This is a genomic window from Cryobacterium sp. Sr8 (assembly GCF_004403225.1).
Taxonomy (GTDB): domain Bacteria; phylum Actinomycetota; class Actinomycetes; order Actinomycetales; family Microbacteriaceae; genus Cryobacterium; species Cryobacterium psychrotolerans.
Map to the genome: position 1 here is coordinate 1 of NZ_SOHO01000024.1, position 22,560 is coordinate 22,560.

21 protein-coding genes and 2 tRNA genes are annotated in these 22,560 nt (G+C 69.1%); 8 read left to right on the forward strand and 15 right to left on the reverse strand.

Annotated elements, in window-relative coordinates:
• Nucleotides 1–178: 178 nt before the first annotated feature.
• The 4 genes from E3T54_RS03165 to galU form a co-directional block, all read right to left on the reverse strand.
• A tRNA-Ala gene (locus E3T54_RS03165) sits at nucleotides 179–251 on the reverse strand.
• A 72-nt stretch (nucleotides 252–323) separates the two neighbouring features.
• Entirely contained in the window at nucleotides 324–1,274 is a 951-nt protein-coding gene (locus tag E3T54_RS03170) for a hypothetical protein (RefSeq protein WP_134474544.1), read from the reverse strand.
• A 53-nt stretch (nucleotides 1,275–1,327) separates the two neighbouring features.
• The gene (locus E3T54_RS03175; protein ID WP_134474545.1) at nucleotides 1,328–1,987 is read right to left on the reverse strand and encodes a GNAT family N-acetyltransferase; all 660 of its coding nucleotides are present in this window, start codon (nucleotides 1,985–1,987) and stop codon (nucleotides 1,328–1,330) included.
• A gap of 61 nt (nucleotides 1,988–2,048) precedes the next feature.
• Entirely contained in the window at nucleotides 2,049–2,942 is an 894-nt protein-coding gene (gene galU / locus E3T54_RS03180) for a UTP--glucose-1-phosphate uridylyltransferase GalU (protein ID WP_134474546.1), read from the reverse strand.
• A gap of 33 nt (nucleotides 2,943–2,975) precedes the next feature.
• Here galU and E3T54_RS03185 point away from each other — a divergent pair, with 33 nt between their 5' ends.
• The 3 genes from E3T54_RS03185 to mscL are packed head-to-tail and all read left to right on the forward strand — an operon-like array spanning nucleotide 2,976 to nucleotide 4,456.
• Nucleotides 2,976–3,554 (forward strand): 5-formyltetrahydrofolate cyclo-ligase, encoded by a 579-nt coding sequence (locus tag E3T54_RS03185; RefSeq protein ID WP_134474547.1) that lies wholly within the window; start codon nucleotides 2,976–2,978, stop codon nucleotides 3,552–3,554.
• Nucleotides 3,555–3,602: 48 nt separating this feature from the next.
• Nucleotides 3,603–3,977 (forward strand): FmdB family zinc ribbon protein, encoded by a 375-nt coding sequence (locus E3T54_RS03190; RefSeq protein WP_134474548.1) that lies wholly within the window; start codon nucleotides 3,603–3,605, stop codon nucleotides 3,975–3,977.
• 26 nt (nucleotides 3,978–4,003) lie between these two features.
• Nucleotides 4,004–4,456 (forward strand): large conductance mechanosensitive channel protein MscL, encoded by a 453-nt coding sequence (gene mscL, locus E3T54_RS03195; RefSeq protein WP_134474549.1) that lies wholly within the window; start codon nucleotides 4,004–4,006, stop codon nucleotides 4,454–4,456.
• A gap of 22 nt (nucleotides 4,457–4,478) precedes the next feature.
• Here the strand turns inward: mscL and E3T54_RS03200 are convergent, their stop codons facing one another.
• The 9 genes from E3T54_RS03200 to E3T54_RS03240 form a co-directional block, all read right to left on the reverse strand.
• Nucleotides 4,479–4,718: a hypothetical protein gene (locus E3T54_RS03200; protein WP_092322161.1), complete on the reverse strand. Its 240-nt coding sequence runs from the start codon at nucleotides 4,716–4,718 to the stop codon at nucleotides 4,479–4,481.
• Nucleotides 4,719–4,735: 17 nt separating this feature from the next.
• On the reverse strand, nucleotides 4,736–8,500 hold the full coding sequence (locus E3T54_RS03205) for an AAA family ATPase (protein ID WP_370254740.1): 3,765 nt from the start codon (nucleotides 8,498–8,500) through the stop codon (nucleotides 4,736–4,738).
• 70 nt (nucleotides 8,501–8,570) lie between these two features.
• Nucleotides 8,571–9,587, reverse strand: coding sequence for a magnesium and cobalt transport protein CorA (locus E3T54_RS03210; protein WP_134474551.1), 1,017 nt, complete (start codon nucleotides 9,585–9,587; stop codon nucleotides 8,571–8,573).
• A 246-nt stretch (nucleotides 9,588–9,833) separates the two neighbouring features.
• Nucleotides 9,834–11,624 carry an acyl-CoA dehydrogenase gene (locus E3T54_RS03215; protein WP_134474552.1) on the reverse strand — a complete coding sequence of 597 codons (1,791 nt, stop codon included), beginning with the start codon at nucleotides 11,622–11,624 and terminating at the stop codon, nucleotides 9,834–9,836.
• A gap of 75 nt (nucleotides 11,625–11,699) precedes the next feature.
• A tRNA-Arg gene (locus tag E3T54_RS03220) sits at nucleotides 11,700–11,771 on the reverse strand.
• A 46-nt stretch (nucleotides 11,772–11,817) separates the two neighbouring features.
• On the reverse strand, nucleotides 11,818–12,765 hold the full coding sequence (locus E3T54_RS03225) for a CHAP domain-containing protein (RefSeq protein WP_134474553.1): 948 nt from the start codon (nucleotides 12,763–12,765) through the stop codon (nucleotides 11,818–11,820).
• Nucleotides 12,766–12,874: 109 nt separating this feature from the next.
• On the reverse strand, nucleotides 12,875–13,372 hold the full coding sequence (locus E3T54_RS03230) for an HNH endonuclease (RefSeq protein ID WP_134474554.1): 498 nt from the start codon (nucleotides 13,370–13,372) through the stop codon (nucleotides 12,875–12,877).
• Between the two features lie 337 nt (nucleotides 13,373–13,709).
• Entirely contained in the window at nucleotides 13,710–14,399 is a 690-nt protein-coding gene (locus tag E3T54_RS17040; RefSeq protein WP_198414426.1) for a C40 family peptidase, read from the reverse strand.
• A 391-nt stretch (nucleotides 14,400–14,790) separates the two neighbouring features.
• Complete coding sequence (locus tag E3T54_RS03240; RefSeq protein ID WP_134474555.1) at nucleotides 14,791–15,498, reverse strand: metal-dependent transcriptional regulator; 708 nt, start codon at nucleotides 15,496–15,498, stop codon at nucleotides 14,791–14,793.
• 73 nt (nucleotides 15,499–15,571) lie between these two features.
• Here E3T54_RS03240 and serC point away from each other — a divergent pair, with 73 nt between their 5' ends.
• Nucleotides 15,572–16,690 (forward strand): phosphoserine transaminase, encoded by a 1,119-nt coding sequence (gene serC / locus E3T54_RS03245; protein WP_134474556.1) that lies wholly within the window; start codon nucleotides 15,572–15,574, stop codon nucleotides 16,688–16,690.
• A 101-nt stretch (nucleotides 16,691–16,791) separates the two neighbouring features.
• On the opposite strand, the gene E3T54_RS03255 is transcribed toward serC, so the two are convergent.
• Nucleotides 16,792–17,400: a DUF3027 domain-containing protein gene (locus tag E3T54_RS03255; RefSeq protein WP_134474558.1), complete on the reverse strand. Its 609-nt coding sequence runs from the start codon at nucleotides 17,398–17,400 to the stop codon at nucleotides 16,792–16,794.
• A complete protein-coding gene (locus tag E3T54_RS03260; protein ID WP_092322175.1) occupies nucleotides 17,393–17,773 on the reverse strand; it encodes a cold-shock protein in 381 nt (126 codons plus the stop codon). The genes E3T54_RS03255 and E3T54_RS03260 overlap by 8 nt, the downstream gene beginning before the upstream one ends.
• A gap of 113 nt (nucleotides 17,774–17,886) precedes the next feature.
• Between E3T54_RS03260 and E3T54_RS03265 the strand changes: the two genes are divergently transcribed.
• The 4 genes from E3T54_RS03265 to E3T54_RS03280 all read left to right on the forward strand — a co-directional run bounded on the left by E3T54_RS03265 (nucleotide 17,887) and on the right by E3T54_RS03280 (nucleotide 22,540).
• Entirely contained in the window at nucleotides 17,887–18,162 is a 276-nt protein-coding gene (locus E3T54_RS03265) for a multidrug ABC transporter ATPase (RefSeq protein ID WP_134474559.1), read from the forward strand.
• Between the two features lie 4 nt (nucleotides 18,163–18,166).
• A complete protein-coding gene (locus tag E3T54_RS03270; RefSeq protein ID WP_134474560.1) occupies nucleotides 18,167–20,047 on the forward strand; it encodes a helicase-associated domain-containing protein in 1,881 nt (626 codons plus the stop codon).
• Between the two features lie 45 nt (nucleotides 20,048–20,092).
• Nucleotides 20,093–21,733 carry a DNA repair helicase XPB gene (locus E3T54_RS03275; protein WP_134474561.1) on the forward strand — a complete coding sequence of 547 codons (1,641 nt, stop codon included), beginning with the start codon at nucleotides 20,093–20,095 and terminating at the stop codon, nucleotides 21,731–21,733.
• A 114-nt stretch (nucleotides 21,734–21,847) separates the two neighbouring features.
• Complete coding sequence (locus tag E3T54_RS03280; protein WP_092322181.1) at nucleotides 21,848–22,540, forward strand: response regulator transcription factor; 693 nt, start codon at nucleotides 21,848–21,850, stop codon at nucleotides 22,538–22,540.
• The last annotated feature ends 20 nt before the right edge of the window (nucleotides 22,541–22,560 follow it).

Sequence of the window (22,560 nt, forward strand, 5' to 3'; positions counted from 1 at the left end):
CTCGCGGATCTCCGCCGTGGTGAATCCTGGGCTTATCGACATTCCCCTGCCTCCTTCTGATCGTGAACTGACTCACAATCAGCCTGACGCAGAGGGACGAAGGTACTTTTTCCGCATCTCAGCCAGGGCTTAAACCGGGAAGGGCCCGCCTTGCGGCGGGCCCTTCCTCAAACAGCGGTGGAGCTAAGGAGATTCGAACTCCTGACCTCCTCGATGCGAACGAGGCGCGCTACCAGCTGCGCCATAGCCCCCGACTGCTACTGAAGAATATCATGCACGCGCGGGTGGTGTGTGCCGCGGTCGGGTCGGGTCGGCTGGGTCGGCTATCCGACGGCCCGACGGCGACGCAACACGGCGTCGAGGTCGGTCATGCCGGGTTCGGTCTCGCCGACGACGCCCATCGAGGCGAATCGGTTCGGCGCCGAGGTGCCGGCGGCAGCCGGCTGGGCGGCGGGGCGCGCGGCGGCGGGGCGGGAGATCGGGGTGACGGCGGCGGCGATCCGGGCGGCCCGCAGGGCGAGTTCGGATTCGGCGGCCGCCTTGCGCAGCTCGGCCGCGGCATCCACCGACGCCATTGCGGTCTGCGCGATCGAGCCCCGCGACAGGTGCAGTGGGCGCGGAAGGGGCTGCGGAGTCCAGGTGGGGTTGGCCACGGGGGCCTCGTCGAAGTGCACGGGTTCGAAGCGTTGTGCCGTGAGGGATGTCGCGATCGGCGCCCGGGCGACCACCCGGGCCGCACGGGCGATTCGGGCCAGCCGGGACAACGAGCCGAACGCCAGGGCGACGGCGATAGCGCCGAAGCCGAGCACGGTCCACGAACCGGCCACCAGGGCGGTGACCGCGCCGACCACCAGCGAGACGAGTCCGGACAGGAGCACGAGGGAACTGAGCGCGCGCCACCTGCGCAGCCGCCGGAGGGCGAGCGCGGGCGACGCCGCCGAAGCGGAAGCGGATGCCGACCGGGCGAGGCCGGCCGCGCGCCGCGCCGCAGCGGCGGCATCCACCGCCTGCTTCGACTCCGCACGGGCATCGTCTTCGGCCCGGGCGAGGAGTTTCTGCTGGGCGGAGACCGTGCGCGCGTTCGCCTCGAGCCGAACCTGCTGGGGAACTTCGGCGGTTTCGGCCATGATTCGCAGCGTCTGCTGCAGCCGAACGGCGTTGCGCTCGACGGCGAGGTACTGGCGGCGACGGGACCAGGTCGGCATGAGATAGGTCACCCAGAGGGTGGCGGCGACCGCCACCATCACTCCACCGCCCAGCGCCTCGCTACTCATGGTCACTACGGTATGAGCGCGGAGCACCTCCGGGCATGATTACCAAGGGTGTGTCACCGCCCAATGATGGGCAAGGGCTGCGCAGCGGCCGCGAGATCCGCCGACGACACCATGGCCGCATCCTCGGGCACGAGCCCGGCGCGCCAACGGCGCAACACACCCTCCGGCAGTTCCTCGGCGACGAGGCCGAAGCAGAAATGGTCGCGCCAGTCCCCGTTGATGTGGATGAAGCGGCGCCGGAGCCCCTCGTACCGGAATCCGAGCTTCTCGACCACGCGCAGCGACGGAGCGTTCTCCGGTCGGATGCAGATTTCCATCCGGTGCAGGCCCAGTTCGGTGAAACAGTAGTCGGTGGCCAGGGCGACCGCCGCCGGCGTGATCGATTTGCCGGCGAATTCCTTGCCCACCCAGTACCCGATCGTGGCCGACGACAGCGAGCCCCAGGTGATCGACGACACGTTCAGCTGCCCGGCGATCTGCCCGTCGTACTCGACGATGAACGGCAGGCCGTGCCCGGCCCGGGCGTTGAGCAGCAGGTTCCGGATGCTCGCGCGGGTGTCGAAGGACATCGGCGCGTACGGGTTGGTCGCTTCCCAGGCGCGCAGCCACGCCCGGTTCTCCAGGAGAACGCGCTCGAGGGCCCTGGCATCACGCACCCGGATCGGGCGCAGGGCGACGGGGCCCTCGTGGAGCGTCGGGATCGCGAGTGGCACTGCTTGCCTGTCTAGTCGTGGGCCGCGGCCCGGTGGTTTGCGCCCACTGTAGTCGTCTGGCCTAGCCCATGCGGCCGGCGAAATCGCGCAGCCAGGGGCGAAGGTCCGGGCCCAGGTCGTCGCGATCCACGGCGAGCTGGATGATGGCCTTGATGTAGTCGAGCCGGTCGCCCGTGTCGTAGCGTCGGCCGCGGAAAATCACGCCGTACACTCCCCCGGTCTCCTCCGGGGTGATAGCCATTTCCTGCAGCGCGTCGGTGAGCTGGATTTCGTTTCCCTTGCCCGGCTTGGTGTGCTCGAGCACGTCGAACACCTCCGGCCGGAGCACGTAGCGCCCGATGATGGCGAGGTTCGAAGGGGCGTCGGCGGCGCTGGGCTTCTCGACCAGGCCGGTCACGCGCACGACGTCGGGATCGTCGGTCTCTTCGATCGCGGCGGCACCATACATGTGGATCTGCGACGGGTCTACCTCCATCAAGGCGACAATGCTGGCGTTGCGCTTGTCCTGTTCGTGCAGCATCTTGCCCAGCAGCGGGTCGCGGGCGTCGATGATGTCGTCGCCGAGGAGAACGGCGAAGGGTGCCCGGCCGACGTGCATCTTCGCGCGCAGGATGGCGTGGCCGAGGCCCAGGGGGTCGCCCTGGCGCACGTAGTGCATGTCGGCCAGATCGGTGGATTCGTTGACCTTGGCCAGTTTGGTCAGGTCACCCTTGCGTGCGAGCAGGTCTTCCAGCTCGGTCATCCGGTCGAAGTGGTTCTCGAGGGAGTTCTTGTTGCGTCCGGTGATCATCAGGACGTCGTGCAGCCCCGCCGCGACCGCCTCTTCGACGACGTACTGGATGGCCGGCTTGTCGACAACGGGCAGCATCTCCTTCGGCATCGCTTTGGTTGCCGGCAGGAATCGTGTGCCGAGTCCTGCTGCAGGAATGACGGCCTTGGTTATAGGGGTGCCCATGGGGTCAAGGGTATCGGCATCTAGGATGACTTTATGGACTCCGACATCCCTCACCGAAAGCGGGCGCTCCGCGCCGAGTTGCGGGAGCGCCGTCAGAACATGACTTCGGTCGAGCGAGAGGCCGCGACTGCGGGTCTCACCGAGAACCTGCAGAGCCTCGCCATCGACCTGTCGGCCCGGTCGATTTCGTGTTACCTCTCCTCCCGCACCGAACCCAATACCCGCCCCTTCGTGAACTGGGCGGAGGCCGACGGCATCCGTGTCCTGTTCCCGGTGTCGCGCGAAGACGGGCTGCTCGACTGGACCGTCGGCGAAGACAATGGCGAGACGGAGGGCATCGCCGGGGTTCCGGAGGCCGCCGGCACGCTCCTCGGCCCGATCGCCATCAACGACGTCGACCTGATCATCGTTCCGGCGGCGGCCGTCGACAGCACCGGCATGCGGATGGGCTGGGGTCGCGGTTATTATGACAAGACCCTCGGCTCCATGGACAAGTGCCCCCCGGTGTACGCCGTCGTGTTTGACAACGAGTTCGTCGACGAGGTGCCCCGCGAGGTGCACGACCAGCCGGTCAACGGACTGGTCACCCCCACGAGAATCATCTCGTTCTAAGACCCCTGGCCAGCATTTCGCTCGCCGTTCCATCAGCTGGAGATTGACGTGCCCACTTACTCGTACCGTTGCACGGAGTGCGACACCGCCTTCGACATCCAACAGTCCTTCAGCGACAGCTCACTGACCGTGTGCCCCACCTGCCAGGGCAAGCTGCGCAAGGTGTATTCCGCGATCGGGGTGAGCTTCACCGGTTCCGGCTTCTACCGCAATGACGCCAGGGCGGAAGCCACTGCGTCCCGGGACACGAGGTCAGGCGCGAAGAAGGCGGCCGACAAGGCTCCGGAGAAGGCGGCCGAGAAGCCGGCGAAGGCTGCCGGCGAGAAGTCGTCAGCCGCGCCCGCCGCCACGCAGAGCAAGCCGTCCGCCAGTGTCTCGCCGACCACGTCGAGCACGGGCTCCTCTGCCCCGAAAAAACCGTAGTGGAACGCTTTGAGAGAGGTTCGATCATGATCAAGGGCTTCAGGGACTTCATCATGCGCGGCAATGTGATCGACCTCGCGGTCGCCGTTGTCATTGGCGCGGCGTTCACGGCGGTCGTGAATGCGATCGTGACGGGGATCTTCAACCCCCTGATCGCGACGCTCTTCAACGCCGAAAGCCTGGCCGAGTCCATGATCGTGGAGCTGCCGGGCGGGGCGAAGATGTCCTTCGGGCTCGTGCTCGCCGCGATCATCACCTTCCTGCTGATTGCGGCCGTGGTGTATTTCGTCTTCGTGCTCCCGCTCAACAAGATGAAGGAAGCCCAGGAGCGCCGCCGAGCCGCCGGCGTCCCTGCCGCCGCGGAAGCCGTCCCTGCGACCGAGCTCGACCTGCTCGCCGAGATCCGCGACCTCCTCGCGTCGAGCGCGAGCGAGGCCCCGAGCCAGGCCCCGAGCGAAGGCCCCAAGCACACGCTCTAACCAACGGGCCCGGCCCGACCGGCTACCAGTGCGGCGGGCGGTCCCGCCGGAGTCGGTCGTCGTTCGCGCCACGGGACCCCGACGCCGTGGGGGCAACGCCGCCCTCCTCGCGCTCGATCGGCACGTCCGGGCTCGGGTCCGTATTCGGCGCGGGCAGCAGTTTGGCGCGTCTCGCGCCGCGCTGGCGCACGATCGGCTGCCGGGGTGCGCCGGTCGTGCCGGCGCGCTCGTCCGCGCCACTGGTGTCGTCTTCAGCGCTCATGGGACAAGGCTAGCCCGTCAGTCGCGGGCAGGCACGACCGCGATCGGAGCCGTCGCCAGCTCGGCAGCGGGGCCACCCCGCTTGACCCCGGCGAGAGTCGCCACCCGCTGGGCGACGGCATCCGGGTTGCTGAAGAGTTCGAAGCTGTGCACCCTCAGGTAGTGCCAGCCCAGCCGGCGCAGCACCTCGGGGCGCAGCCGGAGCGACTCGCGCAGGCTCGCCCGCCCGACGACGGCGTCCGTTTCAACGACGACCGCACGGCCGGCGTGCGAGGCCGCGAGCGCGAGCTTGCCGCGGTGGCCGAGGGAGACGGTCAGGCCCAGCCGTTCGAGCCGGCCGGCCAGGTCGACCAGCATCGACTCACTCGGGTCGGGCGCCTGGTTCTCCCTGGCGCGCGCCTCGGTTTCGCTGAGCACCTGGGAGAGGGCCAGGATGCCGTGGCGCTGGCGGTCCGCGTCGATGTCCTCGGGCCGGAAGCAGGAGACGATGTCCATCGCACGCCTGGCGCGGGTCATACCGATGGCGAGCAACCGTTCGCCGCCCGGCTCGCCGAGGGACCCGAAGTTGGAGAGCAGCCGGCCGTGCGGGGTGCGCCCGTAGCCGATCGAGAAGATGACCCGGTCGCGGCTCTGCGCGACGGCCTGCTCGAGGGTGAGCACGGTGAACGGCTCGGCGCGGTCCTTGAGGATGAAGTCGGAGAGGTCGGTGCGCTTGGAGAACGCGGCCAGGACCGCCTGGTGCACCCGCACGGAATGGCGGGCGCTCGCGGTGATGACCATGAGCGACTCACGGGGGCGCTTGACCGCGTGGTCGAGGACCAGTTCGACGACCTTGGCGACCTCGGCGTCGACACTCTCGATGGCGCCGCTCTCCGCATCCGGCATGCCGCGGCCGCCGGCGACGTAGCTGAGGCTGAGGCTCCCGTGGCCGAGGAAGCTCCCGGCCCAGGGCAGGGAGTCGATGCGGCCGCCGTAGAAGCGGTGGTTGACGATCTCGGCGAGGTCTTCTCCCCCGGCGCGGTAGCTGCGGGTGAGGGTGAGGGTCGGCAGCAGTTCGCCGAGGCGCGCCAGCGCCGAGTCGGCGTGCAGGGCGTCCACGTTGTGCGGTTCGGCGTCCCCGGATTCGCCGATGCCGGTCTCGAACGGTGAGGGAGTCTGGGTGACCGGGTCGCCGAAGGCCACCACCTGCTTGCCGCGGCGAATCGCCCCGACGTTCTCGGCGAAGGTGGTCGCACCGGCGTCGACGAGCAGCACGGTGTCGAAGCTGAGCCGGTCGTCCAGGTCGGCGACCTCATACGGGGAGGCAAGCCACACGGGCGCCAGCACCCGGCCGAGGTGGGGGGCGGCATCGTGCAGCCTGGTCGGCGTGGCGCGGCCGGAGCGCAGCAGCCGGCGCAGGTGGTCGGCCTCCTCCGGCCAGTCGACGACTCCGATCTTCCACGTCTCGGCGAGCAGCCAGGCCACCAACTGGCCGGTGGCGGATGCGTGCGCCTCGTCGACGAGCCGGAAGTCGGCTTCGAGGCGGTCGAGCACCTGCGTGTTCGCGTTCAGGAGGGCCTTGTTGTCGCTGAGCATCGCCTCGAGCACGGACTGCCACCAGGCGAGCTCGAGTTCGTCGGCGACATCCTTCTCCGACACGTGACGCTGTGCCAGGTCGGTCATCAGCGGGTCGAGGTTGTGCTCGCGCAGGGTGGAGAGCAGCGCGGTGCGCTCGTGCAGGTTCGCGAGCACTTCGCTTTCCGCGGCCAGCCCGGCGACGGTGTAGATGAGCGCCTTGATCGGACGGTTGGCCAGCATCCGGGTGGTCCCCGCGGCGCCAAGGGGAACGTCGAGCAGGCCCAGGTCTTCGGCGACGCGCTGGTAGGCCACGTGCACGTCGTTGATGCCGACGGGGACCTCGGGGGTGGAACCCGCGACGACGTACCGCTGCCAGAGGGTGCGCTGCTGCTGGATGCGGCGGAGGCTCTCGTTCATGTCGCTGACGTGCACGCCTGGCCGCAGGTACTCGTCCGCGAGCTTGCGCAGCCGGCGACGGCTGCTGGAGGGCATGTCGGGCGAGTCGCGCCGCGCCGAGGTGGCGGCGATCAGCTCGGTGAGCGGCCGGTCGTACACGGCCGGCTGGAACCGGTCGAGCGTTTCGCGGATGTCGAGCAGCAGCCGCAGGTAGATACCCAGTTCCGCGATGGTCTCGAAGGGACGCAGCCGGGTCTGGCCGACCAGCCCCGACGCACGTTCGAGCAGGCGCGGCAGTTCGATCTGGTTGACCCGTTTGGCCAGCTGGTGCGCCGACGACGCCTCGGCGGTCGAGGTGAACGTCGCGCCGTACCAGGGCGAGTCGCCCGGGCCGTAGCGGAACTCGCCGAGCGCCGCCGCCTTGATCAGGGTCGCCGCGGCGGCCCCGCGGTTGTGCGCGAGCCGTTCGAGTGCGCCGCGGTCCAGCCGCGCGATCGTCGAGGGCGGGGACGGCAGCTGGGCGAGCCGGGCCAGTTCGCCGAGCGCGTCGAGCACGGACACGCCGAGCGCCGCGTCGCGCCGGGACAGGGCCGATCGGTAGTCGAGCAGAACCTTGCGCAGGCGCACGAGCGCGTCGTCGACGTCGCCCACGCGGGGCTGGGTGGCCTTCTCGTTGCGCGTGATCGACTGCACGAGGTCGCGGCGCAGGTTGCGCGGCGTGACGGCTGCTCCGGGGAGGCCGACCTGCACGAGCCGGTGGGCGATGCCGTCGAGGCTGGACCGGCGGGCGCTGACCACGAGCACGCGCTTGTGCTGGGAGATCAGCGCGCCGATGGCATTGACGATCGTCTGCGTGCCGCCCGTGCCCGGCAGCGTCTTCACGACGAGCGAGTTGCCGGCGGCGATCTGCGCGATGACGTTTTCCTGCTCCGGGTCGGCGTCGAGCAACAGGATGTCGGTGGCCGGCGGGCGCACGTCCTGGCCGATCGGGACGACCGGGTTGTACGCGGTCTCGACGGCGCGGCGGGCGGAGGGGTTTCCGGCGACCGCGTCGAGCAGCGGGTGGTCCAGCCGGGCGATGTCGGCGGCGAGGGCTCGCCCGACGTCGGCGAAGGAGGAGACCACCAGTCGCGGCACGACGTTGAACCAGGGCAGGTGCGAGGTGAGGCCGCGGAGCCGGTCGATCACCGGCTGGGGCTTGAACGCGCCGTTGGTGACCGCGAGCGCCACGAAGGCGTCCGCGTCGAGGGTGATCTGGAACTGGTCGTGCAGGGCGCGCGCCAGTTCCGGGTTGAGGAACGGCTGGCCCTTGAGCTTGAGTTCGAAGTCGCGCCCGTAGCGCCGGATCGCCAGCGGACGCAGCAGGATGGGCGCGCTGAACTCGGTCTCGCCGTTTTTCCACTGGGCCAGGCCGATCGCCAGGTTGACCGACTCGATCCCGCGCATGGAGCGCAGCTCGATGCCCTTCTGGGTGATCTCGTTGGCGGCCAGGCGGGCGTTGCGCAGCGCGAGCTCGTCGCGGATCAGGTTGGAGAGCAGGGTGGTCTTGCCGGTGATGAACTGCGGCAGGCCGCCGGGGTGCGTGGCGCTGAGCTCGATGCGCGTGCGCGTGCCGTCGTTGAAGTGCAGCAGCGGGGACCGGCCGCCGACCGCGGCGAGTTCGTCGCGCCAGCGCTGCCAGGTCGGCTCGGCGATGTTGCCGGCAACCAGGGACGGATCGCCGAGGCTCACGGAGTGCGGGGAGGTCGAATTCGGCGCGTCGGGGCCGGACGCATCCGTGTACTCCGACAGGATGCCGTCGTCATCTTGTTTCTTATCGAGGCGCCACACAGGGATACCCTATTTCGGACTGGCACGGTTTGCGGGTAGGCGCCCCCGGGTTTCGCTCGATCACTGATGGTCAGAGCCAGTTGCGCTTCTTGAAGATGACGTAGAGGCCCACGCCCATCCCGACCATCAGGGTGACGGCGAACGGATAGCCCCACTCCCAGAGAAGTTCGGGCATGTGCCGGAAGTTCATGCCGTAGATCGTGCCGATGAGCGTGGGCGCGAACAGGATGGCCGCCCAGCCGGAGATCTTCTTGACCTCTTCGCTCTGCGCCAGGCTCGTCTCGGAGAGGCTGCGGGTTTCATCGTTCTGCCGCTGGTTCACCAGGGTGCTGTGCACGGTGAGCGCGTTGGACAGGAGCTCCCGGAACGAGTCTCCCCGTTCCACCACGCGGATGGTGTGGTCGAGCACGTCGCGCAGGTGGTGGCGGATTTCCACGTCGACGTTGCGGGTCTCGAACCCGCGCTGCAGGGACTCCATCATGCCCACCAGCGGCTGGGTCGCCCGCTGGAACTCGATCACCTCGCGGGAGAGCGCGTAAATGCGGCGGGACACCTCGGGGTCGCCGGTGAAGAGCTGGTCCTCGATCTCATCGATGTCGTTCTCGAGGCCCGCGACGACGGGCCCGTATTCGTCGACGATCTGGTCGAGGATCGCGTAGAGCACGGCCTCGGGCCCGAGGGCCAGGAGCGCCGGGTTCTCCTCCATGCGGCGGCGCACGGTCGCGAGGTTGGGGGCCTCGGCGTGACGGATGGTCAGCACGAAATCCGGCCCGACGAAGAGGTGCACTTCGCCGAACTCGACCCGCTCCTCCGCGTCGATGTACCGCGCCGGACGCAGCACGAGGAAGGCGATGTCGTCGAAGCGTTCGAGCTTGGACCGCTGGTGGCCCTTCAAGGCATCCTCGACCGGCAGGTGGTGCAGATTGAACTCCTCGGCGACGGAGCGCACTTCCTGCTCGGTCGGCCGGTACATGCCGATCCAGGCGAACCCCGCGTTCGCCTTGAGGACTTCGTAGGTCTCATCGAGCGAGGCCGGCGTCGCCGCCCGTCGGCCGTCCACGTAGATCGCATTGTCGATCAGCGCCATCGGTTCTCCTTCGCTCGCGTACCAGTGTCGCAGGGGCGGGGCGAACTGTGGTGCAAGCCGGGCGGGCCGGGCATGCGAAAGGGGGCCAAACCCGAATTGGCCCCCCTCGCAATTCCTGGCCAGGGCGACAACCCGAATGTCTCCTGAACCGGCGATGCAGCTCCAGGAGCGTGCATCGTGTTCCATAGTCTGCGGCAGCGCCGACGCCTCCGGTAGTCAGCTCTTTGGGGGACCGGCGGTCGCGCGTCAGCCGCGGCGCACCGCGCCCGCCAGCCGGCCGGCATCGAGCGCGAACAGGTCTCGGGATCCGGCGGTGGCTGCCCCGAGCAGGCCGGCGCACTGCGGCAGGAGCTGCTCCGCGTAGAAGCGGGCGAGCACGAGCTGGGTCTCCGCCATCTCGGCGTCGCCCGTGGCCGGCCCGGCCAGGGCCGAGCGGGCCAACAGCCATCCCCCGACGCAGAGCCCCCACATGCGCAGGTAGGGCGTCGAGCCCGACAGCGCGGAGTCCGGGTCGGTGCTTCCGGTGGAAAGCATCCACGCGGTGGCCGTTTCGAGGGCGTCGAACTGCCGGCCGAGCTCCATCCGGATCAAGTCGAAGTCATCGCCGGCGCTCGCCAGCTCCGCCTCGACCTCGCGCATGGTCGCGATGAACTCCATCGCCGAGCCGCCGCCGCGCACGCCGAGCTTGCGGCCGACGAGGTCCGCGGCCTGGATGCCGTTGGTTCCCTCGTAGATCGGGGTGATCCTCACGTCGCGGTAATGCTGCGCGGCTCCGGTCTCCTCGATGAAGCCCATGCCGCCGTAGACCTGGAGCGCGAGGGAGGTGATCTCGGTGCCGAGGTCGGTGCCGAACGACTTGCAGATCGGGGTGAGCAGGCCGACGACCTCGCCGGCCCGCGCAGCGGCCCGCCCGTCCTGATCGTGGCTGGCGTGGTCCATCTGCACGGCGTTGAAGAGCATCATCCGGCGGAGCGCTGCGAGGTAGGCCCGCTGGGTCATCAGCAGGCGGCGCACGTCGGGATGCTCGATGATCGCCGAGTCCTTCCCGTCCGCCCCGATCGCCAGGCCCTGCCTGCGGTCCTGGGCGAAGTCGAGCGCCTGCTGGTAGGCGCGCTCGCCGATGGCGAGGCCCTGGGTGCCGACGGAGAGCCGGGCGCTGTTCATCATCACGAACATGATCCGCATGCCGAGGTTCTCCTCGCCGATGAGGTAGCCCGTCGCGCCCTCGTAGGAGAGCACGCAGGTCGGCGAGCCGTGGATGCCGAGCTTGTGCTCGATCGAGAGGCAGGTGACCGGATTGTGCTCGCCGAGCGAGCCGTCCTCGTTCACCAGGAACTTGGGCACGATGAAGCAGGAGATGCCCCTGGTGCCGGCGGGTGCGCCGGGCGTGCGGGCCAGCACGAGGTGCACGATCTGCTCGGCCAGGTCGTGCTCGCCGTAGGTGATGAAGATCTTCTGCCCGGTGATGGCGAAGGTCCCGTCACCGTTCGGCGCGGCACGCGTGGCGAGCGCCCCGACATCCGAACCGGCCTGCGGCTCGGTGAGGTTCATCGTTCCGGTCCACTCGCCGCTGATCATGTTGGGCAGGTAGCGCTGCTTCTGGGCATCGTCGCCGTAGTGCAGGATCGCGTCGATGGCGCCCTGGGTGAGCAGCGGGCAGAGGGCGAAGGCCATGTTGGCGGATGCCGTCATCTCCTGGATCGCAAGGTTCACCGACCAGGGGAATGCGCCGCCGCCGAACTCCTCCGGGAACGGGACCGAGCCCCATCCGGCGTCGACGTACTGGCGGTAGGCCGCCTTGAACGGGGCCGGCGTGACGACGGAACCGTCGGGCTGGCGGCGCGCGCCTTCGACGTCGCCCGACTGGTTGGTCGGCGCCACGACCTTGGCCATGAAATCGCCGCACTGCTCGAGGAGGTCGACCACGGTGTCGAGGTCGGCATGCTCGTAGCCGGGCAACCGGGCGACGCCCGGGTAACCCACGACATGCTCGAGGACGAAGGCGAGATCGGTCAGGGGAGGTCTGTAGGTGCTCACGATCGTCAGCGTAGCCCAGCCTCCAACATCCGCCGTAAGGCGTTGTAGGAAATATCCAATTCGTTGGCGGTGAAGTGCCCCTGGAGGGATTCGAACCCCCAACCGTTTCCTTAGGACGGAACTGCTCTTCCGTTGAGCTACAGAGGCTGACCGGTCAAGTTTAGCGGTGTGCGCCAAACCCGGTGTGCGCCGACTATGTCGGGGGGTACAGGAAGAGCGGCACCTCGCTGGCCGGGACGGTGCGCGTGTGGTACGCGCTGCTGCCCATCCAGTTGTACTCCTCGAGCACGACGGAACCGCCGGCCGAGACCGACTGCACGTAGGCAACGTGGTTGTAGTTGAACCAGGCGACCGCTCCGACGACGGGCTTGTTGCCGGTGGCCCAGCCGTGACCGGACCAGGCGTTGGCCCATTGGGAGGCGTCTCCGCCGCTGGGGGTGAGGTTGCTCCAGGTCCAGCGCCAGTTGCCGCCGGTCACGCCGGCGTCGCGGTTGAGGCGCCAGGCGACGAAGTCGACGCACTGCCCGTAGACGTAGCCGAGCGGAGAGAGCCCGCTTGTCTTGCCCGCCCAGGGGTAGTCGTCACCGTCGGCACGGATGCCGTAGACGGCGTAGGCGGCGGTCGTCGCTGCGGCCGCGTCGGCTGCCTGCTCCGCGGCGGCAGCGCGCTCACGCTCGGCCAGTTGCGCTGTGGTGGTCGCGCTGAAACCGTCGCGGGCGACCGAGATGCTCGCCGACCCGGCTGCCACGGTCACGTCCTGCGCCTCCGCCGACGCTCGCTGGTGCGCCGTGCGGGCGCCGACGAGGCCCTCGCCCGGCGTGAACGCGTAGGCCGGGAGCGCCGCGGTGAGGAAGAGTCCGGGAATCGCGAGCAGGGTGACCGCGACCGTCAGGGGGCTGTTGCGCTTGGAGCGCGGCGGGCGAGGGGCCCCCGGCGTTGCGGTCACGGGCTGCGCGGCCATGGGCCGCGCGGCTGCGCGGGCGGCATCCGGAGCCACGCTGACGGCCGGGGCGGCCTTCTGCTCGGCCGGCTCGGCGGAAACTTCCGGGGTTTCTCCTGCCTCCCGCTGCGCGCGAAGTTCGCGGCGCGTGGGAGTCGCAGTGGAGTTCTCGGGAGAACCGGTCTGGCCGGGCTGGGGCAAAAGGGGGTCCTCCGGAGTGCGGGTTCGGGTCGTCTGGCTCCCCCACACTATGGGAACGAGCGCCGAATGTCACCTCGGGCGTTACATTGCCGTGACTTTCGCGTCGTCCTCAGGCCGCCGGGGCGAGGTACTCGCCCCACTGGGGCAGGGGGCGCTCGACGCCCCTGACCACCCAGGTGGCCCCCTGCGGCATGCGCGGATCGAAGAGCAGGTCCCAGTTCATTTCCGCCGGCGTGTGGTCGCCCTTGACGTTGTTGCAGCGCAGGCAGCAGGCCACGAGGTTGTCCCAGGTGTCCCGGCCGCCACGGGACCGCGGCAGCACATGGTCGATCGTGCTGGCCGATTTGCCGCAGTAGCCGCAGCGATGCTCGTCCCGGCGCAACACTCCCCGCCGGCTGACCGGCACGGCCACCGACCGTGGGATGCGCACGTACCGGGTGAGCAGGATGACGCTCGGGCGCTCCCAGAACCCGGAGGCGGCCACGACCGGGTGCTCCTGGTCGCTCTCGACGATCGTTGCTTTGTGATTCATGACCAGCACGAGTGCCCGTTTGAAGGACACCACGGCGAGGGGCTCGTACCCCGCGTTGAGGACCAGTGTGCGCATGCGCTCCCTTTCGAAGGAGGCTGGACGGCTTCCAGCCATTCGAACTACGTTCCGGCGCCCAGCGAAACAGGAGAGTGCAGGCAAACAAGAAAGAGCGCTGTCACGAGGACAACGCCCGACGAGCCACGGCGTGGCCCGGACATGTTTGACTGCCGTGCCGCAGCACCGAGTGTCCGCGCACATCCATGGCATGGACTGTGCGAAGCTCGCGCATTGGCTCTCCCGAAAGGAAATCGCAGAACATCAGGCCCTCAGGTTAACGCACAACTGGCGTTCCACGAAAATGTGGCACGCCAGATGTGCTAAGGGGCGGGCCGGCGGGGCGGCCGGCCGCGGATCAGGTTCCGATGCGGACGATGTAGTAGTTGCTCGTCCAGATGGGCTGGACCCGCACCCTCGTGCCCGAGTACGGGGCGTGCAGGATGTTGCCGTTCCCGGCGTAGAAGCCGATGTGGCCGGGCATCACGACGAGGTCGCCGGGCCGGGCGGAGGAGGTCGCGACGCGGGTTCCGGCGGCGGCCTGGCCGGCCGACGAGTGCGGCAGGCTCACACCGAACTGCGCGTAGACGTACATCACAAGCCCGGAGCAGTCGAAGCCGGCCGGCGTCGATCCTCCGTATACATAGGGGACGCCCTGGTACTGCGCGGCGACGTTGTAGACCGAGGACAGGCTGACGTTCGGATGCGCCGGGGCGGCCAGATACTGCTTGGCCGACGGGCCGGTGTACGACGCCGCATACGAGGTCATCTGCCTGGCCACTTCCTTGCGGCGCGCCTCAGCGGCCCTGGCCGCCGTTGCCGCGGCCCTGGCCCGGGCGCGGGCCGCCAGCTCCTCCACCGTCGTCGCCGTGAAGCCGTCCCGGGAGACGCTGGTCGTTGCCGCCAGCGTGGACACCTCCACGGCCTGCGCGCCGGACCGGGCGAGCTCGGTGGCCGCGGTCGCCCCGTAGCGGATCTCGCCCTTGCCCGGCGTGAACGCATAGGCGGGAAGCGCCAGGGTGGCGACGAGCCCGCCGGCGAGGGTCATGACAACGATGTTGCCGAGGCTCCCCCGCCGGATCGAGGGCCTGGGTTGCCGGGGGACGGGAGCGGGCGGGGAGACCTCCCGCGGGTTCTGCGTGTTGAGTTTCGGATTTGTTCCGCGACGGAACCGTGTGATGCCGTAACCAGCCAAAGTTTTTACCTCCGGCGCCTCGACAACACTAGGGAGTTGTCCCGTCCACTGCGCTCATGGCGTGTGATGTACCGAGTCAAGAGACGGGAGGGAAAGGCGTCTTAACCCGGGCCCTTCGACCGACTTCCGGCCTGCGGGACAGGTCCGACGCTACGTGACGATCCCTCGTTTGTCACTTTCATCGACACATTTTTAACGAATTGGTAACGACAAACCGGCTGTGAGGGAGTGGCTCCCCCACGGTTCAGGCCGGGGCCGGCGGGGTGGCGACGAAGATGTGGACGGCCAGCTCGTGGGGCAGTTCCAGCCCCTCGGCGAACCCCTCGACCCGCACGGAAACGTACGGTCCGGCCGCCCGGAATGTGCCGGTCCGGCCGGGCAGCACGCCGGCCTGCTTGAGCTGGCGCAGCAGCTCCGGGTCGAACTGCACGGGTTCGCCCAGTCGCCGGATGACGGCCGTCACGGGCTCGCGGGACGCCGCGACCACATCGACCAGGCTGGTCACACCGGCCATGAACGCGACGGCGGGCGAGTCACCCAGCTCGTCGAGGCCGGGGATCGGGTTGCCGTAGGGGGATTCGGTCGGATGGCCGAGGATCTCGAGGATCTTGCGCTCGACCTGCTCGCTCATCACATGCTCCCAGCGGCAGGCTTCGTCATGCACGAACTCCCACTCGAGCCCGATGACGTCGCTGAGCAGCCGCTCGGCGAGGCGATGCTTGCGCATCACGTGGACCGCCTTGCTGCGCCCCTCGGTCGTGAGTTCCAGATGGCGGTCGCCCGACACGATGACCAGGCCGTCGCGCTCCATCCGGGCGATCGTCTGCGATACCGTCGGGCCGGAGTGGCTGAGCCGCTCGGAGATGCGGGCCCGGAGCGGCACGATCTGCTCCTCCTCGAGGTCGAGGATCGTGCGAAGGTACATCTCGGTGGTGTCGATCAGATCAGTCATCCGCAGCCCTCCGCTCGCCCTCCAGCAACGTCACAACCCTACCTGTCGCCTCCCGGCCAACTAGAATCGCCCTATGCCGGATCTGAAAATTCCCTCCGAACTCCTGCCCAGTGACGGTCGATTCGGCTGCGGCCCATCGAAAATCCGGCCGGAACAACTCGAGCACCTGCTCACCGCGGGAGCGGCGGTGCTCGGCACGTCCCATCGCCAGCCGCCGGTCAAGGACCTCGTCGGTCGCGTCCGTTCGGGCCTCGGCGAACTGCTGCGCGCGCCGGACGGCTACGAGGTCGTGCTCGGCAACGGCGGATCGACCGCCTTCTGGGACGCGGCCGCTTTCTCCCTGATCGACAAGCGCAGCCAGAACCTCGTCTTCGGCGAATTCGGCGGCAAGTTCGCCGCTGCCGCGGCCGCCCCCTTCCTCGATGCACCCGACGTGATCTCAGCGGCCCCCGGTTCGCGCAGCGAATTCGTGGTCACCGAGGGCGTCGACGTGTACGCCTGGCCGCAGAACGAGACGTCGACGGGCGTCATGGCGCCGGTCACCCGGGTGCACGGCGACCCCGGTGCGCTCACCGTCATCGACGCCACGAGCGCCGCCGCCGGCATCGACTTCGACGCCGCAGCGTCGGATGTCTACTACTTCGCCCCGCAGAAGAACCTCGCCTCCGACGGCGGCCTGTGGCTGGCCCTCTTCTCCCCCGCCGCCGTCGAACGGGTCGAACGCATCACCGCGAGCGGCCGGTACATTCCCGAGTTCCTCAGCCTCAAGAACGCGATCGACAACTCGCGGCTCAACCAGACGCTGAACACCCCCGCGCTGGCCACCCTCCTGCTGCTCGAGAACCAGCTCGAGTGGATCAACGGCAACGGTGGACTGGCCTGGGCGTCCGCACGCACGCGGGAATCGTCATCCGTTCTCTACGACTGGGCCGAGCGCGTCGACTACGCGACGCCGTTCGTCAGCAACCCCGATCACCGTTCGCAGGTCGTCGTCACCATCGACTTCGACGAATCGGTGGACGCCGCCGCCGTGGCGCGGACGCTCCGTGCCAACGGAGTCGTCGACACCGACCCGTACCGCAAGCTGGGTCGCAACCAGTTGCGCCTCGCGACGTTCACGGCGATCGCGCCGGACGACGTGCGCAGCCTCGTCGGGGCGATCGAGTACGTCGTCGCACACATCGGCCGGTAGACGAGATGCGGCTCTGGCTGAAAGACAGCGAACGGCGCCCCGACCCGCTGCCCGCGCGCACGGATGCGCGCACGGCCTTCTTCGCGGGTTCGGTGGTGTGGCTAGTCGTCCTCGTCGTCGCGGTCGTCTTCCGCGTCGAACTCGCCGCTCGCGGCTTCGAATGGTGGGTCTGGTGTGCCGTCATCGGCCTGGGCCTCGGCCTGGGCGGCCTCGCCTGGGTTCAGGGGAGACGCCGCTAGCGCTTCCCCGAAATCGATGCCGTCGAGTTCGTCGTCGCCGCCATCCTCGTCTTCGAAGTCGTCGTCCTCATCGAGGGCGTCGGCTTCGTCCGTCTCCACGTCGAACTCGTCGAGGGCGTCCAGCGCTTCGGCGGCGGCCTCGGCCTCGGCGAGTTCCTGTGCGGTGCGGTGGTCGGCCAGCCGGTCGGACCACGGAACCCACTCGGGGGCGAGCAGGGCTTCGCCGCCGGGCATGAGCTCGGTCTCGAGCACGGAGGGCTGGGAATCGCCATCGATGCGAGACAGGCTGACGGTCCAGTGCCAGCCGGGGTAACCGGTCATCAGGCAGTCGAAGAGGAGCGACACGACGTGTTCGCCCTCAACGATGTGGCCGACCGGTTCGCCGATGGTGTCGGCGGGGGTGATCTCGACCAGGGCGGCGCGCGCCACCTCAACGGCCTGGAGCAGGGTTTCGTCCGCCAGCTCAGGCATCGAGCTCCTCGGCAACCTTGCGCAGCATCGCCGCGATCTTCTTGCTGTGGGAGCTTTCCGGGTAGCGTCCCCGGCGCAGGTTGGCGCCCATCCCGTCGAGCAGCTTGACCAGGTCCTCGACGATGATCGCCATGTCGTCGGCCGACTTGCGGCTGAGCTTTGCGAGGCTCGGCGGTGACTCGAGCACCCGCACGGACAGCGCCTGGGCGCCCCGTTTGCCGTCTGCGATCCCGAATTCGAGCTTCGTCCCGGCCTTGACCGTCACGCCGGAGGGCAGGGCGGAAGCGTGCAGGAAGACCTCCTGGCCGTCATCGGAACTGATGAAGCCAAAACCCTTCTCTTCGTCGTAAAACTTGACCTTGCCGGTAGGCATCTAGACCTCGCTGGGTACCGGGCGCGCGGAAGTGCGCGTCATCCGAGCCAAGCCTATTCGCTTCGGCGGGTCCCCGCCCCGTCTTTGTCGGGTCCGACCACTATCCTTGGGGTGTGACCATTCAAACCGCACACAGCTTCAGCCGGATCGAGCGCATCCTGGCATTTATGGTCGCGGGTGTTGTGGGTCTGTCGATCCTCGCCTTTCTGGGCATCATCTTCGGCACGATGGCCGGAGCCGGAACCAACGACGGTTTCAGCTCCGGAATCTGGCCGGTCGTTTTCACGCTGCCGTACTACGGCCTGCCCGCCGGCTTCCTGGCCATCGTCGCCCTCATGGTGTTGACGGGCGTTCGCCGCAGTCGCGAGGCACGCCAGAGCAGGCGGTAGCGGCATGCTCTCGCTGGCAACGCGTCTCCGGTCCCTCGACGACGAATCCCTGCGCCTGGCGATCGTGGCCCGCTCCGTGCCGGCCACCGGCATCCGGGACTTTTTCGACCTGGCCGAGAGCCTGCTCGACCCGGCCTCCGCCCAGGCCGCGCTGGCCCACCTGGACCGGGCCACCCTCGCCGCCCTGGCCGTAGCCGGAGAGCTTGCTGTCGGCCTGGCCGCCGCGGACCCGGCCACCCCGGGGCCGACGATCGCGGAGCTCACTGACCGGTTGACTGTGCTCGCGGGGGCACCCGTCGCGGAAGCCGACGTTGCCGCGCGCGCCGCGGAGCTCCACCGCCTCATGCTCGCCTGCGTCTCGGATGGGCGGCTGGCCCCGTACGACGCCGTCAGCGCCCAGCTCCGCCGCTGGCCCGCCGAGGGACTGCCGAGCGCCACCGAGCTGGCGGCCGCCCCGCAGCCCGCGCCTCTCCCCCCGGCGTCGGAGAACGACATCCGATTCGCCGACCGGCTGGCCACCGAGCGCGCCTTCACCGCCGTGTCCGCGATCGCCGAACTGGCCACGGAGCTCGCGCGCGAGCCCGCACGTGAACTCAGCCGCGGCGGGCTGGGGCTGCCGGACAGCAAACGGCTCGCCCTGGTCATGGCGGTGGACCTCGAGATCGTCGCCCCCCTGGTCGCGACCGCCGCCCGAGCCGGACTCATCGCTCAGTCCAACGGGCACTGGCTGGGCACCGAGGCCGGGGAGGCCTGGATGCTCGAGGGCACCACCCGTCGCTGGGCGGCGCTCGCCCGCGCCTGGCACGATGCCCTGCCGGCCGATGTTCGCACCCTCCTGGCCCGCCGCCCCTCGTTCTCCTGGGGCGCGGGCCTGCACGCCTTCGTCAGCTGGCTCTACCCGGCCGGCGGCGACGCGATCGACGCACGCGTGCGGGAATTCACGCGCGATGCCGAACTCATCGGGGTCATGGCGCACCACATGACCAGCCCGGCCGGAGTGGCCCTCCTGGCCGGCGACCTCGACGCAGCCGCCGCACTCATGGGCAGGTCGCTGCCGGCCGAGGTCGGCGCGGTGTACCTCCAGCACGACCTGTCGATCGTTGCCCCCGGCCCCCTCGCCCCCTCGATCGACGCCCGGCTCCGCGGCCTGGCCGATGTTGAGAGCCGCGAGCTCGCCTCCAGCTACCGCATTACGGCGGCCTCGGTGAGCCGCGCCCTGGCGGCCGGCGAAACCGCCGACTCGCTGCTCGACTTCCTGCGCGCCGTTTCGCTCAGCGGCATCCCGCAGCCGGTGGAGTACCTCATCCGGGAATCGGCGGACCGGTACGGCCGCGTCCGGGTGGGCAGCGCCCACACCCCCGGGTCCCCGACGCAGAGTTACGTCCGCTCGGACGACGCCGCGCTGCTGGGCACCATCGCGGTCGATCAGACCTTCGCGCCGCTCGCGCTCGTGCGAGACACCGAGAATCGCCTGACCAGCCGCATCCCCGTCGAAACCGTGTTCTGGGCGCTCACCGACGCGCGCTACCCGGTCGCCGCGGAAGACAGCGACGGCGAGATCGTGCACCTGCGCCGCCACCAGCTCGCCAGCGTGCAACCGGTCGTCGTGACCGACCCGGCTGCCGCGCTGGTCGAGAAGCTGCGCGCCGGTGACGGCGGGGAGGTCATGGCCGGGGACGCGTGGCTCGCCCGCCAGCTGGACACGGCCATCAAGGGCAAGCAAACCGTCACGGTGAGCATCGCCATGCCCGGCGGGGTCGTCGTCGATTACCTGCTCGAGCCGGCGAGCGTGGGCGGCGGACGCTTCCGCGCCCGGGACCGCCGCGCCGACATCGAACGCACGCTTCCGCTCTCGAGCATCATCAGCATCACGCCGGTCGGGTAGGTCGGCTCCCGGCTTTCCCGTCGGGCTGGCGTAGGATTACCGGTTATGTCTGACGGACCCCTGATCGTCCAAAGCGACCGCACGGTTTTGCTCGAGGTCGCCCATCCCCTCGCGGAGGATGCGCGTCACGACCTGGCCGTGTTCGCCGAGCTCGAGCGCGCCCCCGAGCACATCCACACCTACCGGATCACCCGGCTCGGGTTGTGGAACGCGCGGGCGGCGGGGCACGACGCCTCCGACATGCTGGCCACGCTGGAGAAATACTCGAAGTTCGCCATTCCGCAGACCGTGAGCGTCGACATCACCGAGACGGTCGGCCGCTACGGCCGGCTCGTGATCGAGCGCGACGACGCCGGAGCGCTCATCCTGCGCAGCAACGACCGGGCCGTGCTGATGGAGATCTCGGGCGCCAAGCGGATTTCGCCCCTGCTGGTCGGGCATCCGACGCCGGATTCGTTCCTGGTCGAGCCGTGGGCCCGTGGGCAGCTCAAGCAGGAGCTCGTCAAGCTCGGCTGGCCGGCCGAGGACCTCGCCGGGTACACACCCGGCACGCCGCATCCGATCGCGCTGCTCGAGAGCGGCTGGGCGCTGCGCGACTACCAGAACAAGGCGGTGGCGAACTTCTTCGAGGGGGGCTCCGGCGTGGTCGTGCTCCCCTGCGGCGCCGGCAAGACGCTCGTGGGGGCCGGGGCCATGGCCACCGCGCAGACCAACACGCTCATCCTGGTCACCAACACGATCTCCGCCCGGCAGTGGCGCGACGAACTGCTCAAGCGCACGACCCTCACCGCCGACGAGATCGGCGAGTACTCCGGCCAGGTGAAGGAGGTCAAGCCGGTCACGATCGCGACCTACCAGATCCTCACCGCCAAGCGGAAGGGCGAGTACGCCCACCTCGAGCTCCTCGACGCCATGGACTGGGGCCTGGTGATCTACGACGAGGTGCACCTGCTGCCCGCGCCCGTGTTCAAGCTCACCGCGGAACTGCAGGCGCGCCGCCGGCTCGGCCTCACGGCCACCCTGGTGCGCGAGGACGGCCGCGAGGGCGACGTGTTCAGCCTGATCGGTCCCAAGCGCTTCGATGCGCCGTGGAAGGAGATCGAGGCCCAGGGCTTCATCTCCCCCGCATCCTGCTACGAGGTGCGGATCGACCTGCCCCAGTCCGAGCGGCTCAGCTACGCGGCGGCCGCGGACGACGAGCGCTACCGCATGGCCGCGACCGCGCCGGCGAAGCTGGATGTCGTCAAGCAGCTGGTGGCGAAGCACCCGGGTGAACGCATCCTCGTGATCGGCCAGTACCTCGACCAGATCGACGAACTGGCCGAGGCGCTCGGCGCCCCGAAGCTCACCGGCGCGACCCCCATCGACGAACGCGAGCGGCTCTACCAGGCCTTCCGGGTCGGCGAGGAGAACGTGCTCGTCGTCTCGAAGGTCGCGAACTTCTCGGTCGACCTGCCGGAGGCCACGGTCGCGATCCAGGTCTCCGGGTCCTTCGGCTCCCGGCAGGAGGAGGCCCAGCGCCTCGGCCGTCTGCTCCGGCCGAAGGAGTCCGGCCTGTCGGCGAACTTCTACACCCTCGTCGCGCGCGACACCGTCGACCAGGACTTCGCCCAGAACCGCCAGCGTTTCCTCGCCGAGCAGGGTTACAGCTACACGATCCTGGACTCCCACAACCTCGCCGCCTGACCCGCGAAACCGCACTTGTGCGCGTTATGAACGCGTTTTAACGCGCACGACTGCGGTTTCGCGGGGAAGGGTAGCTCTCAGGAACATCCCAGCTAACGCGCAGATACTGGTGGCATGACCGATGGCCCCCGCATTCTCATTGTCGACGACGAACCCAACATCCGGGATCTTCTCACCACCAGCCTGCGCTTCGCCGGCTTCGCCGTGCGCGCCGTGGGTAACGGCGCCCAGGCGATCTCCGCCGTACTCGAGGAGGAGCCCGACCTGATCATCCTCGACGTCATGCTCCCCGACATCAACGGTTTCGGCGTGACCAAGCGCCTGCGCACGGCCGGCTACACAGCCCCGATCCTCTTCCTCACCGCGAAGGATGACACGGAAGACAAGATCACCGGGCTCACGGTCGGCGGCGACGACTACGTCACCAAGCCGTTCAGCCTCGACGAGATCGTCGCGCGGATCAAGGCGATCCTGCGCCGCACCATGCACGCCGACGAGGATGCCGTCATCCGCGCCGGCGAACTCACCATGGACCAGGACACCCACGAGGTGCTCGTCGGCGACCAGCCGATCGAGCTCAGCCCGACCGAGTTCAAGCTCCTGCGCTACCTGATGCTCAACCCGAACCGGGTGCTGTCCAAGGCGCAGATCCTCGACCACGTGTGGGAGTACGACTTCAACGGGGACGCCGGAATCGTCGAGTCCTACATCTCCTACCTGCGGCGCAAGGTCGACACGCATTCGAGCGAGCCGCTGATCCAGACCAAGCGCGGCTTCGGCTACATGCTCAAGGCGGCCAAGGCGTAGCTCACAGGCTGCGCCCGTAA